At 56.3% G+C, this 14,753-nt stretch carries 14 protein-coding genes and 1 pseudogene; 3 read left to right on the top strand and 12 right to left on the bottom strand.

Annotated features, from left to right (window positions below; genetic code table 11):
* Nucleotides 1-12: 12 nt before the first annotated feature.
* Both Q4606_RS10755 and Q4606_RS10750 read left to right on the top strand, forming a co-directional pair.
* Nucleotides 13-462: pseudogene (locus Q4606_RS10755) on the top strand (hemerythrin domain-containing protein); the annotation flags it as partial.
* 210 nt (nucleotides 463-672) lie between these two features.
* Nucleotides 673-1,377 carry an ABC transporter ATP-binding protein gene (locus Q4606_RS10750; RefSeq protein WP_303607592.1) on the top strand — a complete coding sequence of 235 codons (705 nt, stop codon included), beginning with the start codon at nucleotides 673-675 and terminating at the stop codon, nucleotides 1,375-1,377.
* A gap of 64 nt (nucleotides 1,378-1,441) precedes the next feature.
* On the opposite strand, the gene paaZ is transcribed toward Q4606_RS10750, so the two are convergent.
* The 12 genes from paaZ to paaF form a co-directional block, all read right to left on the bottom strand.
* A complete protein-coding gene (paaZ, locus tag Q4606_RS10745) occupies nucleotides 1,442-3,487 on the bottom strand; it encodes a phenylacetic acid degradation bifunctional protein PaaZ (RefSeq protein ID WP_303607510.1) in 2,046 nt (681 codons plus the stop codon).
* Nucleotides 3,488-3,504: 17 nt separating this feature from the next.
* Nucleotides 3,505-4,584, bottom strand: a complete 1,080-nt coding sequence (gene paaE, locus Q4606_RS10740; protein ID WP_216006505.1) for a 1,2-phenylacetyl-CoA epoxidase subunit PaaE — start codon at nucleotides 4,582-4,584, stop codon at nucleotides 3,505-3,507.
* Between the two features lie 13 nt (nucleotides 4,585-4,597).
* The gene (gene paaD, locus Q4606_RS10735; protein ID WP_303607509.1) at nucleotides 4,598-5,170 is read right to left on the bottom strand and encodes a 1,2-phenylacetyl-CoA epoxidase subunit PaaD; all 573 of its coding nucleotides are present in this window, start codon (nucleotides 5,168-5,170) and stop codon (nucleotides 4,598-4,600) included.
* Between the two features lie 11 nt (nucleotides 5,171-5,181).
* Complete coding sequence (gene paaC, locus Q4606_RS10730) at nucleotides 5,182-5,946, bottom strand: 1,2-phenylacetyl-CoA epoxidase subunit PaaC (protein ID WP_303607508.1); 765 nt, start codon at nucleotides 5,944-5,946, stop codon at nucleotides 5,182-5,184.
* A gap of 10 nt (nucleotides 5,947-5,956) precedes the next feature.
* Nucleotides 5,957-6,238 carry a 1,2-phenylacetyl-CoA epoxidase subunit PaaB gene (paaB, locus tag Q4606_RS10725; RefSeq protein ID WP_303596972.1) on the bottom strand — a complete coding sequence of 94 codons (282 nt, stop codon included), beginning with the start codon at nucleotides 6,236-6,238 and terminating at the stop codon, nucleotides 5,957-5,959.
* 15 nt (nucleotides 6,239-6,253) lie between these two features.
* Nucleotides 6,254-7,249 (bottom strand): 1,2-phenylacetyl-CoA epoxidase subunit PaaA, encoded by a 996-nt coding sequence (gene paaA, locus Q4606_RS10720; RefSeq protein ID WP_303596973.1) that lies wholly within the window; start codon nucleotides 7,247-7,249, stop codon nucleotides 6,254-6,256.
* Between the two features lie 276 nt (nucleotides 7,250-7,525).
* Nucleotides 7,526-8,833, bottom strand: coding sequence for a phenylacetate--CoA ligase PaaK (gene paaK / locus Q4606_RS10715; protein WP_303607507.1), 1,308 nt, complete (start codon nucleotides 8,831-8,833; stop codon nucleotides 7,526-7,528).
* 102 nt (nucleotides 8,834-8,935) lie between these two features.
* Nucleotides 8,936-10,183, bottom strand: a complete 1,248-nt coding sequence (gene pcaF / locus Q4606_RS10710; RefSeq protein WP_303596975.1) for a 3-oxoadipyl-CoA thiolase — start codon at nucleotides 10,181-10,183, stop codon at nucleotides 8,936-8,938.
* Nucleotides 10,180-10,638 carry a hydroxyphenylacetyl-CoA thioesterase PaaI gene (gene paaI, locus Q4606_RS10705; protein ID WP_303596976.1) on the bottom strand — a complete coding sequence of 153 codons (459 nt, stop codon included), beginning with the start codon at nucleotides 10,636-10,638 and terminating at the stop codon, nucleotides 10,180-10,182. The genes pcaF and paaI overlap by 4 nt, the downstream gene beginning before the upstream one ends.
* A complete protein-coding gene (gene paaH / locus Q4606_RS10700; RefSeq protein WP_303607506.1) occupies nucleotides 10,635-12,155 on the bottom strand; it encodes a 3-hydroxyacyl-CoA dehydrogenase PaaH in 1,521 nt (506 codons plus the stop codon). The genes paaI and paaH overlap by 4 nt, the downstream gene beginning before the upstream one ends.
* Nucleotides 12,156-12,158: 3 nt before the next feature.
* The gene (paaG, locus tag Q4606_RS10695; RefSeq protein WP_303607505.1) at nucleotides 12,159-12,950 is read right to left on the bottom strand and encodes a 2-(1,2-epoxy-1,2-dihydrophenyl)acetyl-CoA isomerase PaaG; all 792 of its coding nucleotides are present in this window, start codon (nucleotides 12,948-12,950) and stop codon (nucleotides 12,159-12,161) included.
* A gap of 71 nt (nucleotides 12,951-13,021) precedes the next feature.
* On the bottom strand, nucleotides 13,022-13,795 hold the full coding sequence (gene paaF / locus Q4606_RS10690; RefSeq protein WP_303607504.1) for a 2,3-dehydroadipyl-CoA hydratase PaaF: 774 nt from the start codon (nucleotides 13,793-13,795) through the stop codon (nucleotides 13,022-13,024).
* A gap of 355 nt (nucleotides 13,796-14,150) precedes the next feature.
* On the opposite strand from paaF, the gene Q4606_RS10685 reads away from it, so the two are divergent.
* On the top strand, nucleotides 14,151-14,741 hold the full coding sequence (locus Q4606_RS10685; protein WP_303596980.1) for a phenylacetic acid degradation protein PaaY: 591 nt from the start codon (nucleotides 14,151-14,153) through the stop codon (nucleotides 14,739-14,741).
* Nucleotides 14,742-14,753 lie beyond the last annotated feature (12 nt).

The following is a 14,753-nucleotide window of genomic DNA, read 5'->3' as shown; positions in this document are numbered from 1 at the left end:
GGAATAACGACAATGACACAGACACCGACCAACGTTGCGCCTGAAGACAGCTATAGCCTGCAAGCCATCAGTACGATCGTTCAGGAACATCAGGCACTCTGGCGCATACTGGATCTGCTGGACCAGCTTCAGCACGACATGAATATCAATGAACAACAGCCAGACGAAACCTTGTTCAGCACAATCTTCGATTATGTTCAGCACTTTGCGCGGCGGGTGCACAGCTCTCCCGAAGAAATCGTGCTGTATCGTTTGCTGGGCGACAAGTCACCGGAAACCAAACCGCTGCTGGACAAGTTGGCGCACGGTTATGTTATTGGTGACCAGAAAATCAATGAGTTACGTCATCTGCTAAGCGTGTGCATGGAGCAGTGGCCGGATGGCCGGGAAGACTTCAGCCACGCGTTGGCACGATTTACCGAAGCGTTGCGCAAGCACATCAAGAAAGAAGAAGGCGTGGTCATTCCCCGGGCCCGCAAGCTCCTGAGTGAAGGCGATTGGCGCCTGATTACGGAATCTCGCGATCAGTCCAATGACCCGCTTTTTGGTGAACGGGTGCGGGATGAATTCCGAGAGTTGCGCCACCGCATTGTGAGTTACACCCCGGAACGCCTGGGCGGCTTGGGGCTGCATCACGCGCCGCGGAGAACGGCACAGCATGCTACTGAGGAAATGCTATCCATCAAGAGCCTGAAGACCTCCTACGGGCAGATTGAAGCGCTCCATGGGATTGATATTCGTATCAATAGCGGTGAGATTGTTTCCCTGGTCGGAGCCAACGGCGCCGGTAAATCGACACTGCTGATGACGATTTCCGGTCTGCAGCCAACTGATAGCGGTAGCATCATCTTCGAAGGCAAAGATCTGCTGAAAATCGGTGCGGACCAGCGTGTCGCCAGCGGTATTGTACAGGTTCCTGAAGGACGACAGGTCTTCAAAGACCTGAGTGTTGAAGACAATCTTTTGCTGGGCGCCTACACACGCGGTCGCAGCCCGGAGGTAGCAGACGATCTCGAGCGTATGTACGAGAAGTTTCCCATCCTGCGGCAGAAGCGCCGCAATCTGGCCGGAGAGCTTTCCGGCGGGCAGCAGCAAATGCTTGCTATGGGGCGTGCCTTGATGGCAAAACCCAGGCTATTACTGCTGGACGAGCCCAGTATGGGCCTTGCACCGCTGATCATTGAAGAGATCTTCAACATCGTCAAAGAGCTCAAAAACGAAGGCATGACTATCTTTCTGGTGGAGCAGAACGCTTCCCAGGCGCTGGCGCTTGCTGACCGTGGTTATGTTCTGGAGACGGGGCGTGTGGTTATTGAAGGCTCTGGTCGCGATCTGTTGAGCAATGAAAAAGTACGTGAGGCGTATTTGGGCATGTGATGTGACAGGCACAAAAAAACCGCCAGAGCGTAAAGCTGCTGGCGGTTTTTTTATGCCGGAAGAATCACTCCGGCTTCTTGGCGACCAACGTCAGAATGTCGTAGCTGGCAACCAGCTCGTCTTCCTGGTTGGTGACCTGAACATCCCAAACCACCACACCTTGCGGGTGGCCATCGGGTGACGTACGGCCCTGGTCGATCTTGCGTTTGCAGGTCAGGCGGGCGCGAATGGTATCGCCCGGCGCGACCGGCTCAATGAAGCGCAAGGTGTCCAGGCCATAGTTCGCCAACACCGGGCCTTCGCCAGGATCAACGAACAGGCCGGCTGCGGCAGAGAGCACGAAATAGCCGTGGGCAATGCGCTTGCCGAATTGGCTGTTTTTCGCGGCGATTTCGTCGAAGTGCATGTAGAAGTGATCGCCCGACAGGCAACCGAAGTTCACCAAATCTGCCTCAGTAACCGTACGACGGTGGGTCAGCAGTGATTGGTTGATCTGCAGATCTTCAAAGTGATAACGGAACGGGTGAATGTCGTTTTCGATCACCTTGGCACCGCGAACATATTCGCCTGTGACCGCTGCCAGCATGGTGGGCGAACCCTGAATAGCGGTGCGCTGCAGGTAGTGATACACGGCGCGAATGCCCCCGAGTTCTTCACCACCACCGGCGCGGCCCGGGCCGCCGTGCTTCAGCATGGGCAGGGGAGAACCGTGGCCGGTAGATTCCTTTGCAGCTTCTGCATCCAGCAAGTGCAGGCGGCCGTGATAGGCAGCCAGCGCCGGAGCCAGTTTGGCAATGGTTACAGGGTCGCGGGTGGTTACGGTAGTAACCAGTGAACCACGGCCTTTGGCAACCAGCTCAACGGCTTCGTCCAGAGTGTTGTAAGGAATAATCGTGGCAACCGGGCCAAAGGCTTCAATGTCGTGAGCGCCACAGCCATTTTCCGGGTTACGGCATACCAGCAGGTGCGGTTCGATGAATGCGCCTTTTTCGGTACCTTCGCCTGTTGGCTTGAAGTTGCCTTCTCCGCCGAAGACAAGCTCACTGGTTTTCAGCAGTTCCTGAATGTTGGCTTTCACGTCTTCCAGCTGGTCGATAGAGGCCAAAGCCCCCATGCGTACCCCTTCGACGGAAGGGTCACCCGTGGTGATTTTCGACAGTCGCTCTTTGAGCTTGTCGCACACAGCTTGCACGTGATCCTGAGGCACCATGACGCGACGGATAGCCGTACATTTCTGGCCGGCTTTGGCGACCATTTCACGACCGACTTCCCGAACGAACAGATCAAACTCTTCGTGCTCTGGCGTTACATCCGGAGCCAGAACCGCGCTGTTCAGCGAGTCGGCTTCCGCATTAAACGGAATCGAGCGGTTGATGATGTTTGGATGGTTACGCAGCATGCGGGCGGTTTTTGCCGAGCCGGTAAAGGTAACCACATCCTGCTCTTCCAGGTGCTCGAACAGATCGCCGGTGCTGCCAATGATCAGCTGCAGGCTGCCTTCCGGTAGCGCGCCAGATTCATGCATCAGGCGCACCGCCAGTTCGGTCACATAGCAGGTGGACGTCGCCGGTTTCACAATCGACGGCATACCCGCCAGGAATGTGGGTGCAAACTTTTCCAGCATGCCCCACACCGGGAAGTTGTAGGCGTCTATATGCAGGGCAATACCGCCACGGGGCACCATAATATGGGTGCCTGCGAAATGGTTGTTTTTGCCAAGCGGCGTTACAGGCCCTTCGTGCACCACGTTGCCGGATGGCAGTTCCCGGCGGCCCATGCTGGCGTAGGAAAACAGGGTGCCGAAGCCACCGTCGATATCAATACCGTTATCCGCTTTGCTGGAACCTGTGTGCATTGAAAGGGCGTACAGCTCCTTTTTATGCTCCTGCAGGTACAGTGCCATAGCTTTGAGGGCCAGAGCGCGTTCCTGAAAATCCATGGCCAGCAGGTTTTTCCCGCCGACCTTGCGCCCGTATTCGGCGGCCTTTTTGAAATCCAGAGTATCGCCGTGCGTGTGCGCAACGATCTCGCCATTGATGGCGCTGGGCAGGGCTTTTGCCTGCTGCTCACCGATCCATTCACCGGCAATAAAACTCTTGAGAACTGACATGAAAGAAAACTCCAGAATTACATTTCGTCGTAGTCAAGGACGACCTTGTCGCTCACGGGGTAGCACTGGCAGGACAGCACGTAGCCTGCTTCTACCTCGTAGTCTTCAAGGGCAAAGTTCTGATCCATTTCCACTTCGCCTTCCACTACCTTGGCACGGCAGGTAGAACACACGCCGGCTTTGCAGGAGTAGGGCAGGTCGGCACCTTCGTCGTTACCGGCATCGAGGATGCTCTTGGTGTCGCGCACCAGATCAAAGGTGAGCGAGCGGCCATCCGCCTTAACGGTAACGGAGCTGACAGCTTGTGGGTCGACCTGGGTTGCCGCACGATCTTTACGTGCCTGAGGCACACCACCGGCAGGGGTGAAGAGTTCGTAGTGAACTTTCGACTTGTCCAGGCCGTGGCGCTCAAGGGATTCCCGTACGACTTCAGTCAACATCTGTGGGCCGCAAAGGAAGGCGCCGGTCAGGTTCTTGGCGTCAATCCAGTGGTCAAACAACTGGTCACACTTGTCGCCATCAATGCGCCCGTTGTACAGGTCGATGTCCTGCTCTTCCCGGGTGAAGATGTACACCAGGTTGAAGCGGGTCATGTATTCGTTTTTCAGATCCTGCAACTGATCGCGGAACATGGTGCTGCTGGTGCCCTTGTTGCCGTAAAACAGGGTGAACTGGCTCTTGGGCTCGGTTTCCAGCGTCGTTTTTACGATGGACAGGATCGGCGTAATGCCGCTGCCAGCTGCGACAGCCAGGTAGTTACCTTCACGCTCAGGGTCCAGCTCAATGGAGAAGTGTCCCTGGGGCGGCATAACGTCGAGAGTGGAACCAGGTTTCAGTTGCTCGTTGGCAAAGTTGGAAAATGCGCCGCCGGGCACGCGTTTGATGGCGATGCGCAGTTCCTGATCATTGACACTTGAGCAAATGGAGTAGGTGCGGCGTACTTCTTCGCCGTCCAGCTTGGTCCGCACGACAAGGTGCTGGCCCTGCTTGTACTTGAATTTTTCTGCCACATCTTCGGGCAGATCAAAGCTCAGAGATACGGCGTTTCTTGTTTCCGGCCTGACCTCTTTCAGAGGCAGAGAGTAGAATTTATTCATGATCGTATCGGCTCTATATGCATTTGAAGTAGTCGAAGGGTTCGCGGCAATCAAGGCAACGATAAAGTGCCTTGCAGGCAGTGGAGCCAAATTCGCTGAGGCGCTCGGTGTGCGTGCTGCCACACAGAGGGCAAGCGATCACCTCATCGGCGCCTAGCAGGCTCATTTTGCTGGCACTGCCCTCAGGCGGTGCTATGCCAAAGGCCCGGAGTTTCTCCCGGCCCTCTTCGGTTATCCAGTCTGTGGTCCAGGCGGGGGTTAGCACACGGTTGATCTGTGGGTCGCGAATGCCTGCTGCGCGCATGGCTTCGGCGATCAACTCTTCGATCAGCTCCGTTGCCGGGCAACCCGAGTAGGTCGGCGTTACATCTATGCTCAGGTGCGTGCCGTCCCAGCTCAGGTCACGAACAATGCCCAGCTCTACAACGCTGACGGCAGGTACTTCCGGATCCAGAACTTTATCCAGCAGTGCCCAGATTGCATCTTCTGTCAGCAGTTCGGGTCGGGCGTTGGCCGGTACCCGGTCGCTGGCAATCAATACGTCTACAGACGATGGTTCGTGTTCGGTCACCGGAATGCTCCCCATAAAAGACAGACTTACCAGGTGGTTGCATCCGGGTAGGCGCGAGGCAGAAACTGCATCACGGCCAGAATGTGCCCCAGGTGCTCGGTGTGCTCGCCGCGCTTGCCGCCCATGTACATCCAGGCGTCTTCCTCACCGACTGTCAGGGTGGCCTGTGCAGCGACTTCCCGCACCATGCCAAACCAGTCCTGCTTGAGTTGCTCAGGGTCCGGGCCGATGCCTGCCTTGAACATGGCCTGGTCGACGTCATCCGGAGTTACCAGCTCGCCGGTGAAACGCCATAGCAGATTGAAGGCGTCCTGAATGCGGCGATGGCTTTCTTCGGTACCGTCGCCCATGCGCTTTATCCACTCGGAGGAGCGGCGCAGGTGATAGGTCGCCTCTTTAACGGCTTTGGCTGCAATGGTGGCGACACGCTCATCGCTGGCGTTTACCAGGCTCTTCAGTGTGAAGTAGTGCCACACATCGAAGAAAAACTGGCGTGCCGTGGTGACGGCGTAGTCATCATTTGGCTGCTCTACCATCAGCAGATTGCGATAATTGTGAGCATCCCGCAGGAAAACCAGTTTGTCTGCATCGCGGCCATCATCGATCAGCTCAGCGGCGTACTCGTACCAGTTGCGGGCCTGCCCCACCAGGTCGAGTGCGACGTTCATCACGGCCAGCTCTTCTTCAACTGCAGGCGCCTTTCCGGTCAACTCACTGAGACGCTGGCCGAGGATCATGTCGGAGTCAGCCAGGCGTAGCAGGTATTCCTGTAAAGCTTCTTGCTGTGTCATGGTCTGCTCCTTACATGTGCCCGACTTCGTCAGGCAGCTTATAAAAAGAAGCGTGCCGGTAAACCTTGTCTTCGGATGGGTCGAAAAGAACTTCTTTTTCGTCCGAAGCGGAGGCTGTGATGGTTTCGGATGGAACAACCCAGATGCTCACACCTTCGCTGCGACGGGTGTATAGGTCGCGGGCATTTTCCATCGCCATTTCATTGTCCGCAGCGTGCACGCTACCCACGTGTTTGTGGTTAAGGCCGTGCTTGCTGCGTACGAATACTTCGTAAAGACGCCATTCTGACATTGTTATTTCTCCTGTTTAGGCGGCTTTTTCTGCGCGCTGTTTTTGTTTTGCTGCGTAGGCAACGGCGGCTTCCCGGACCCAGGCACCCTCGTCAATAGCTTTCTTGCGCGTGGCAACCCGCTCACGGTTACAAGGGCCATCGCCCTTGAGCACGTCGTAGAACTCTTTCCAGTTGATTTCACCGAAGTCGTAGTGGCCACGTTCTTCGTTCCACTTCAGATCCGGGTCAGGTACGGTGCAGCCGAGGAATTCAAGCTGTGGAATGGTCTGATCAATAAACATCTGGCGCAGTTCATCGTTACTCTTGCGCTTGATCTTCCAGACCATGGACTGCTGGGAGTTGGGGGATTCATCATCGTGGGGGCCGAACATCATCAGTGCTGGCCACCACAGGCGGTTGATGGCGTCCTGAACCATGTCTTTCTGTTCCTGAGTGCCTTCACGCATCATGTCCAGCAGGATCTGGTAGCCCTGACGCTGGTGGAAGCTCTCTTCTTTACAGATGCGCACCATGGCGCGGGAATAGGGGCCATAAGAAGTACGCTGCAGAACCACCTGATTCACAATGGCAGCGCCATCTACCAGCCAGCCCACTGCACCCATGTCAGCCCAGTTCAGGGTGGGGTAGTTAAAGATGCTCGAATACTTGGCTTTACCATCGTGCAGCTTCTGGATTTCTTCATCACGATCAGCGCCCAGGGTTTCCATGGCGCTGTACAGGTACAGGCCATGGCCCGCCTCATCCTGAATCTTCGCCATCAACTGCAGCTTGCGCTTGAGCGTCGGCGCGCGGGTAACCCAGTTGCCTTCCGGCAGCATGCCAACGATTTCCGAGTGGGCGTGCTGGGAGATCTGGCGGATCAGCGTTTTGCGGTAGCCGTCCGGCATCCAGTTCTTGGCTTCAATCTTGGTTTCGGCGTCTACCTTTTCCTGGAAGTCCCTTTCTTCGGGAGACATCTCTTCCAGGGTCTTGAGGCGCTTTGTACCGGTCTCAACCATTTGTGCGTACATAAACTCTCTCCGAATTCGACTTGTTTGGTCTTTTGTCTTCAGACAAAAGTGCGCCGTGAGGCATCACAGGCCATGACTTCATATTATATGATACTGAATAAATATCAAGGAATGACATTTTGTATCATGTTGGTCTTTTAAGACTTTTGTCGTACCTTTAACTATTTGAAAATCAACAGCTAATCTATTTCTATTAATGATTGCTTTTGTTTTCCTGAAACACGAAGGAAAAATAAATGACCGGGGCGATACGCTTGGGCGCCCCGGCTAACACCATCAATCCTTGCGACGATCGAATACCCGTTTGGCCTTGCCTTCAGAGCGGCTCAGGGTTCCTGCATCCTGTACCTGCACTGTGGTGCTGATGCCGATGTAGGACTTGATGTGATGTGCCAGTTCTTTGGCAGTGTGCTCTTTGATGTCCGCGCCGTCTGCGCCGGCTTTCAGCTCAACCCGGACATCCACGCAGTCCAGGTTGCCCTTTTTGTAGACTTCGATTTCGTAGTGAGGTGCCAGAGCGCGACACTTGAGAACCTGTTCTTCAACCTGAGTCGGGAATACGTTAACCCCGCGGATAATCAACATGTCGTCGCTGCGACCTGTGATTTTGTCGATACGGCGCATAGGTCGGGCAGTGCCCGGCAGCAAGCGGGTTAGGTCCCGTGTGCGGTAGCGCAGTACCGGCATGGCGACTTTGGTCAGTGATGTGAACACCAGTTCGCCGTATTCTCCGTCGGGCAGCACTTCACCGGTTTCCGGGTTGATGATTTCCGGATAGAAGTGGTCTTCCCAGATGGTTGGGCCATCTTTGGTTTCCAGGCACTCCATACCTACGCCGGGGCCCATAACTTCAGACAAGCCATAGATGTCCAGGGCCTGAATGCCCAGGCGGTCTTCCAGTTCGGTGCGCATTTCGTTGGTCCAGGGCTCCGCGCCGAAAATACCCAGTCGTAGCGGCAGCTTCTTCGGATCAATACCCTGACGGTCTATTTCATCCGCAATGTTCAGCATGTAAGAGGGGGTAACCATGATGATGTCAGGTTCGAAATCCTTGATTAGTTGAACCTGTTTCTCGGTCTGGCCGCCCGACATCGGGATAACCGTGCAGCCCAGCCGTTCAGCACCGTAGTGAGCGCCAAGGCCGCCGGTGAAGAGTCCGTAGCCGTAGGCGATGTGAATCTTGTCTCCGGCACTGCCACCGCCGGCACGTATTGACCGGGCAACTATGTCGGCCCAGGTTTCAATATCGCTCTGGGTGTAACCTACAACGGTGGGTTTGCCGGTGGTGCCGCTGGACGCATGCACGCGGACAACCTTTTTCATCGGCACTGCGAACATGTTGAACGGATAGTTTTCGCGAAGGTCGTTTTTGCCGGTAAAGGGAATTTTGGCAATGTCTTCCAGCGTGTTGATATCCATCGGCTTCAGGCCAATGGCGTCAAACGCTTTGCGGTAGTGGGGCACGTTTGTATAGGCGTGCCAAACGCTCCAGCGCAGGCGTTGAAGTTGCTCGTGACGAAGTTCGTCGACACTGGCGGTTTCCATCCGGTCCAGTTTTCCGAGTTTGTGCATGGGTAGGCTCATTGTCGCTTCCTGTCTTGTTCTTGTGACTCCGGCTTTCGGCCGGGCAAGTTTTGTTCGTATTGCTGGCCCGGGGTTACCCGGGCCGATTCAATCACGCTTTAATCATTCTGCGCTGTCGACGCGTTCGATAATCAACGCTATGCCCTGGCCAACACCGATGCACATGGTGCAAAGCGCGTAGCGGGCGCTCTGGCCTTGTTGATGGCGGCGCTCCAGCTCATTCAGTGCCGTGGTCACCAGGCGAGCGCCGCTCATGCCCAGGGGATGCCCCAAAGCAATGGCACCACCGTTGGGGTTAACGTGGTCGGCATCGTCCGGCAGACCCAGGTCGCGTAGCACAGCCAATGCCTGGGCCGCGAAGGCTTCGTTCAGCTCAATCACATCCATATCGGCCAACTCCAGGCCGGCTGTCTTCAGTACCTTGCGGGTAGCGGGTGCTGGGCCCATACCCATGATGCGCGGCTCGACACCGGCAGTGGCCATGGCAACAACCCGGGCACGGGGCTTGAGGTTATGCTGCTTCAGGGCATCGCCACTGGCGAGCAGCAGGGCGCAGGCGCCGTCGTTTACGCCGGAGGCGTTGCCAGCTGTGACGCTGCCGTTCTCACGGAAGGGTGTTCCCAGGCTTGCGAGCTTTTCCAGGCTGGTTTCCCGGGGGTGCTCGTCGGTATCAACAATAAGTGGATCCTGCTTCCGGCGAGGAACGCTTACCGGGATAATTTCACTGTCAAAACGCCCCGCTTTCTGGGCGGCAGCGGTACGCTGTTGGCTGCGCAGAGCGAACGCGTCCTGGTCCGCACGGGAAATGCCGTAGTCGGCAGCGACGTTTTCAGCAGTTTCTGGCATGGAGTCAATGCCGTACTGCTTTTTCAGTACCGGATTTACAAAGCGCCAACCGATAGTCGTGTCGAACATTTCGGCTTTGCGGCTGAAGGCGGAATCGGCTTTGCCCATCACGAAAGGCGCGCGAGACATGGATTCCACGCCACCGGCCATCATCAGTCCCGCTTCACCGGTGCGCAATGCGCGGGCAGCGCTGCCAATGGCGTCCATACCAGAGCCGCACAGGCGGTTGATGGTGGCGCCCGGAACATCGATCGGCAAACCTGCGAGCAGCAGCGACATCCGAGCTACGTCGCGGTTGTCTTCGCCGGCCTGGTTCGCGCAGCCGTACAGCACATCATCGATAGCTGACCAGTCCAGTTTGCTGTGGCGCTCCTGCAATGCCTTCATAGGAATGGCGCCCAGGTCATCGGCCCGCACGGTTGCCAGAGAACCGCCGTAGCGACCAATGGGTGTGCGTACCGCATCCACTATGTAGGCGTCTTGCAGGCTGTTTTCGTTGCTCATTGATCGTTCTCCGACTGGATTACTTCGCCGCGTACCTGATAGGACTTGCCGCGAAACAGGGCTATTACATGGCCGTTCTGGTTGGTAAGAGTAATGTCGTAAACACCGGTGCGATTGCCTCGGGATTGCTCGACAGCATTGGCGGTGAGCAGATCACCTTCACGGGCGCCGAGCATGTACTCAATGGAGCAACCGGACGCCACTGTAGCTTTGTTATAACTGTTGCAGGCAAAGGCAAATGCAGAATCAGCCAGGGTGAACAGGTAGCCACCGTGACAGGAGCCGTGCCCCTGAATCATGATGCTGGTGACCGGCATGGTAACCGTGGCTTTGCCAGGGGCGACGTGGGTGATTTTCATACCGAGGTTACGGCTGGCCTGATCCCGCTCAAACATGGACTCAGCGCAGTCCTGTGCCAGCTTTTGCGCATCGGGTGCGTGATGTTCGTTGCTCATGAGTAGAATCCCTTTTCAGAAAATCGGTTTTTCCGCAGCAGTAATGCAGGTCGATAGCGGTCTTCACCGTAGCTTTGCTGAAGATGCGAAAGCACGGTATGAACCATGCTGAAGCCGAGGTTGTCGCTCCAGCGCAAGGGGCCTTCCGGATAGTTGAGGCCGGCTTTCATGGCGAGATCGATATCGCTGACCGATGCTACGCCGTGCAGAGCCGCATCGGCGGCTTCATTGGTCAGTGTTGCGACGGTGCGCATAACCACCAGGCCTGGTCGGTCTGCAATCAGGCTCACAGAAATGCCCGCTTTTTGCAGAAGGGCACAAGCGTCGTTTGTGGCTTGTGGAGATGCCTGATCGGCCGAAGCTATAGCGAGGCGGGTGGCTTTGGCATAGTCAAACGCCAGATCCAACAGAATCAGGTTGTTGCAGGCTTCGGCAGCGGCGCGCTCGCTCGCCATGCGGCCATCGGTCAGCGCCAGTACGGCGTCGCCGAAATACAGGCGGCCCGGGCCGTCCCGTTCGATGATTTTGACGCCGCTCTCGCTCAGTCGCGTGACCAGGGCTGCCAATGGCCCCGGGTTGCCTTCCACGATCAGCGTATCGGCTTCGCAGTTGGCAGAAACGGCGGTTGCCGGTTCGGGTTTCTGTGAGCCTTCAGCGTAGTTGTAAAAGCCCTGTCCACTCTTGCGACCCAGCCGGCCGGCCTCAACCAGCTCCTTCTGGACGAGCGAGGGCAGAAAACGGGTGTCCTGATAGTAGGAATTGAAAACCGAGGAGGTCACCGCGTAGTTTACGTCGTGGCCAATGAGATCCGTGAGCTCGAAAGGCCCCATGCGAAAGCCACCGGCTTCGCGCACGACGGCATCCAGTGTCGCGCTGTCAGTTGCCTGTTCCTGCAGCAGGCGCAGGCTTTCGGCATAAAAAGGCCGTGCAACCCGGTTAACAATAAAGCCGGGTGTAGAAGTAGCGGTTACCGGTTTCTTACCCCATTGTGAGGCTGTGGCGTAAACGCACTGTGCAACCTCATCGCTGGTGGCCAGGCCTTTGATGACTTCAACCAGTGCCATCAGCGGGGCCGGGTTAAAGAAGTGCATGCCCACCAGGCGCTCGGGGCACTTCATTTTGGCGCCCAGAGCCGTTACTGAGATGGACGAGGTGTTGGTAGCCAGAATGGCGTTGTCTCCACAAACCTCTTCCAGGTTGGCGAGCAAGCCACGCTTGATTTCCAGATCCTCAACGATGGCTTCGATGACCAGGCCCGCTGATGCAAGCTCGCTGAGTTGGTTAACCGGCTGGATGCGACCAAGAAGTGCGTCCAGTGCGGATTGCTCCATCTTTCCTTTATCAACCCGGCGCTGCAGCTGCTTGGCGATGCTCTGGCGGCCAGCCTCGGCGGCACCTTCGCGCTGATCGAGCAGGAAAACCGGATGGCCTGCCTGAGCAGCTACCTGAGCAATGCCGGAGCCCATGGCTCCGGCGCCGATGACCGCAACGCGGGTGTTCGTAGCGAGTGGTTGCATGTCTTACTTTCCCTTGAATTCGGGTGCACGTTTTTCCATGAAGGCGGCAACACCTTCGCGGTAATCGTCGGTGCGGCCAGCCAGGCGCTGAAGATCCCGCTCTACCAACACCTGCGCTTCAAAGCTGTTATCGGCGCTTGCATGCAGGGCACGTTTGATCATTGCCAGGCCTTTGGTGGGCTGAGTGGCAAAATGGCGGGCCAGTTTCATGGCTTCATCCTGCAGGGCGTCATCCTCAACGCACTGCCAGATCATGCCCCACTGTTCCGCCTTTTCAGCACTCAGCTTGTCACCCAATAAGGCCAGGCCTTTTGCACGAGCCATTCCTACGGCGCGCGGTAGGGTCCAAGTACCGCCCGAGTCGGGAATAAGACCAATCTTGCAAAAAGCCTGAACAAAGTTTGCAGAGCGCGCCGCAAGCGTAATATCACAGGCCAGGGCAATGTTTGCGCCCGCTCCTGCAGCAACGCCATTAACGGCGCAGATTACCGGCATGGGAAGGTCCCGAATGGTCTGCAAAAGAGGGTTGTAATAGGTCTCGATGGAATATCCCAGGTCCGGAGCGTCTGCGCCGGGATTCACATTGCGATCCGACAGGTCCTGGCCGGCACAGAAACCACGGCCATTGCCGGTAAGCAGCATGACCCGCACACTGTGATCATTGCGGATGGCTTTAAGCGCAGCGCGCATCTGCTTATGCATTTCAACGTTAAAGCTGTTCAGGCTTTTCGGGCGGTTGAGGGTTACTTTTGCAACCCCCTGATTGATGTCGAGAAGCACGCTCTGCTCAGTCATGGAAGAATCCTTGTAATAGCAGTGAAACCCGGTCTAGTCGCTTCGGGCGGGTGTTTTTAATCAGCCCGGGCTCAACGCCCGGAGAATTTTGGCTTACGTTTGTTTCGAAAGGCCTCTAGACCTTCACGACGATCGTCAGTGGCGGCCAGAATAGTAAAGGCGTGGCGTTCAAACCGAAGGCCGGCAGCAAGGTCCATATCTTCCGCACGCTGCACCGCTTCGCGGGCCAGTTGGACGGCAATCGGCCCTTTGGAAGCTATAGAGCGGCCAATCTCCATGGCGCGCTCCACCGTCAGTTCCGGTTGGCAAACTTCGCTCACCAACCCCGCCGCGAGGGCTCTCTGAGCATCTATAGGTTCGCCGGTGAGCACCATTTGCATGGCGAGCGACTGGCCCACCGCGCGCACCAAACGCTGGGTGCCGCCAGCACCAGGCATAATGCCGAGGTTGATTTCAGGCTGCCCGAAGCGGGCGTTGGTGCCAGCAACCAGAATATCGCCGTGCATCGCCAGTTCGCAGCCACCACCCAGGCAGAAGCCGTTTACAGCACTGATTAAAGGTTTGGTAAACCGGGCGATGCGCGCCCAATGCTTGATGCGGGGGTCTTCGAGCATGCCAACCAGGTCGCGGGCGGCCATCTCGTTGATATCAGCGCCGGCTGCAAACGCACGCTCACTGCCGGTAATAACGACAGCCCGGGTTTCTGGGTCGGCTTCGACGGCATCCAGCTCGTTGCTCAAGGCTTCAAGCAGAGCAGTATTCAGGGCGTTGAGGGCTTCGGGGCGATTAAGCGTTAACAGACGAACGCCTTGATCCGGCCCATGGGAGAGCAGTATCTGTGGCATAACGGTTCCGGCATTGCTTTGTTTTAATGGTTTGTCGGTCAGGCCTGATGGTAATCAAGGCGACTTCCGTATGGCGGTATTCCGCCTTGTTCGATATCAGGAAAGAGTATAGGTTTGAATTGATACCGGTCAAGAATTTGAAACTAGATTTTTGTATCACGTTATCCTTGGGTTGTTTTCTGCTCTTGTATATTTTTGATTTTAATGGTTATTTTCTTTGTTAGTCTTTAGTCTTAGATTAGGCGAAAAGAGCCTGTTCTGGGCTTTTCCGGCGTGTATGCCGTGTATGATCTGTTCCGATACAGAAAAAGTAGCTTAAAATACAAAAAAACAAACACGTTGTGAGGAGCTTTTTATGCCGTATTACCGGATTGACGGTGTGACGCCAGTGGTGCATCCATCAGCCTACGTGCATCCCACGGCCGTAATTATCGGCGATGTGCATGTAGGACCAGACTGCTACGTTGGGCCCTGTGCGTCCTTGCGCGGTGATTTTGGCCGCATTGTGATGGAGCAGGGCGCGAACCTGCAGGACACCTGCGTGGTTCATGCTTTTCCAGGGCGTGATGCGGTTATCCGGCGCAATGGCCATATCGGGCATGGTGCGGTTCTGCATGGCTGCGTTATAGATGAAGATGCCATGGTAGGGATGAACGCGGTCGTAATGGATGAAGCTGTGATAGCTGCGCGGTCTATTGTAGGGGCAGCAGCGTTTGTGAAAAGTGGTTTTAGTTGCGAGCCGGCATCCTTGATTGTGGGTTCACCTGCCAAGGTGCTCCGCCAGTTGAGTGATAAAGAAGTCAGCTGGAAACAACGTGGCACCCAGGAATATCAGCAGCTGACGCGCAGGTGTCTGGAAAACATGAGAGAGTGCTCGCCACTGGTTGAAGTGGATGCGGATCGGCCCAGGCTGCAGATTGGCGAACATGACTTGAAAGACCGGTAGTTGACGCCCGGT

It is taken from the genome of Marinobacter sp. 1_MG-2023, from assembly GCF_030549045.1.
Classification (GTDB): Bacteria; Pseudomonadota; Gammaproteobacteria; order Pseudomonadales; family Oleiphilaceae; genus Marinobacter.
The sequence above is the reverse complement of the archived record's forward strand: the minus strand, read 5'-3'. Positions and strand labels throughout refer to the sequence as shown.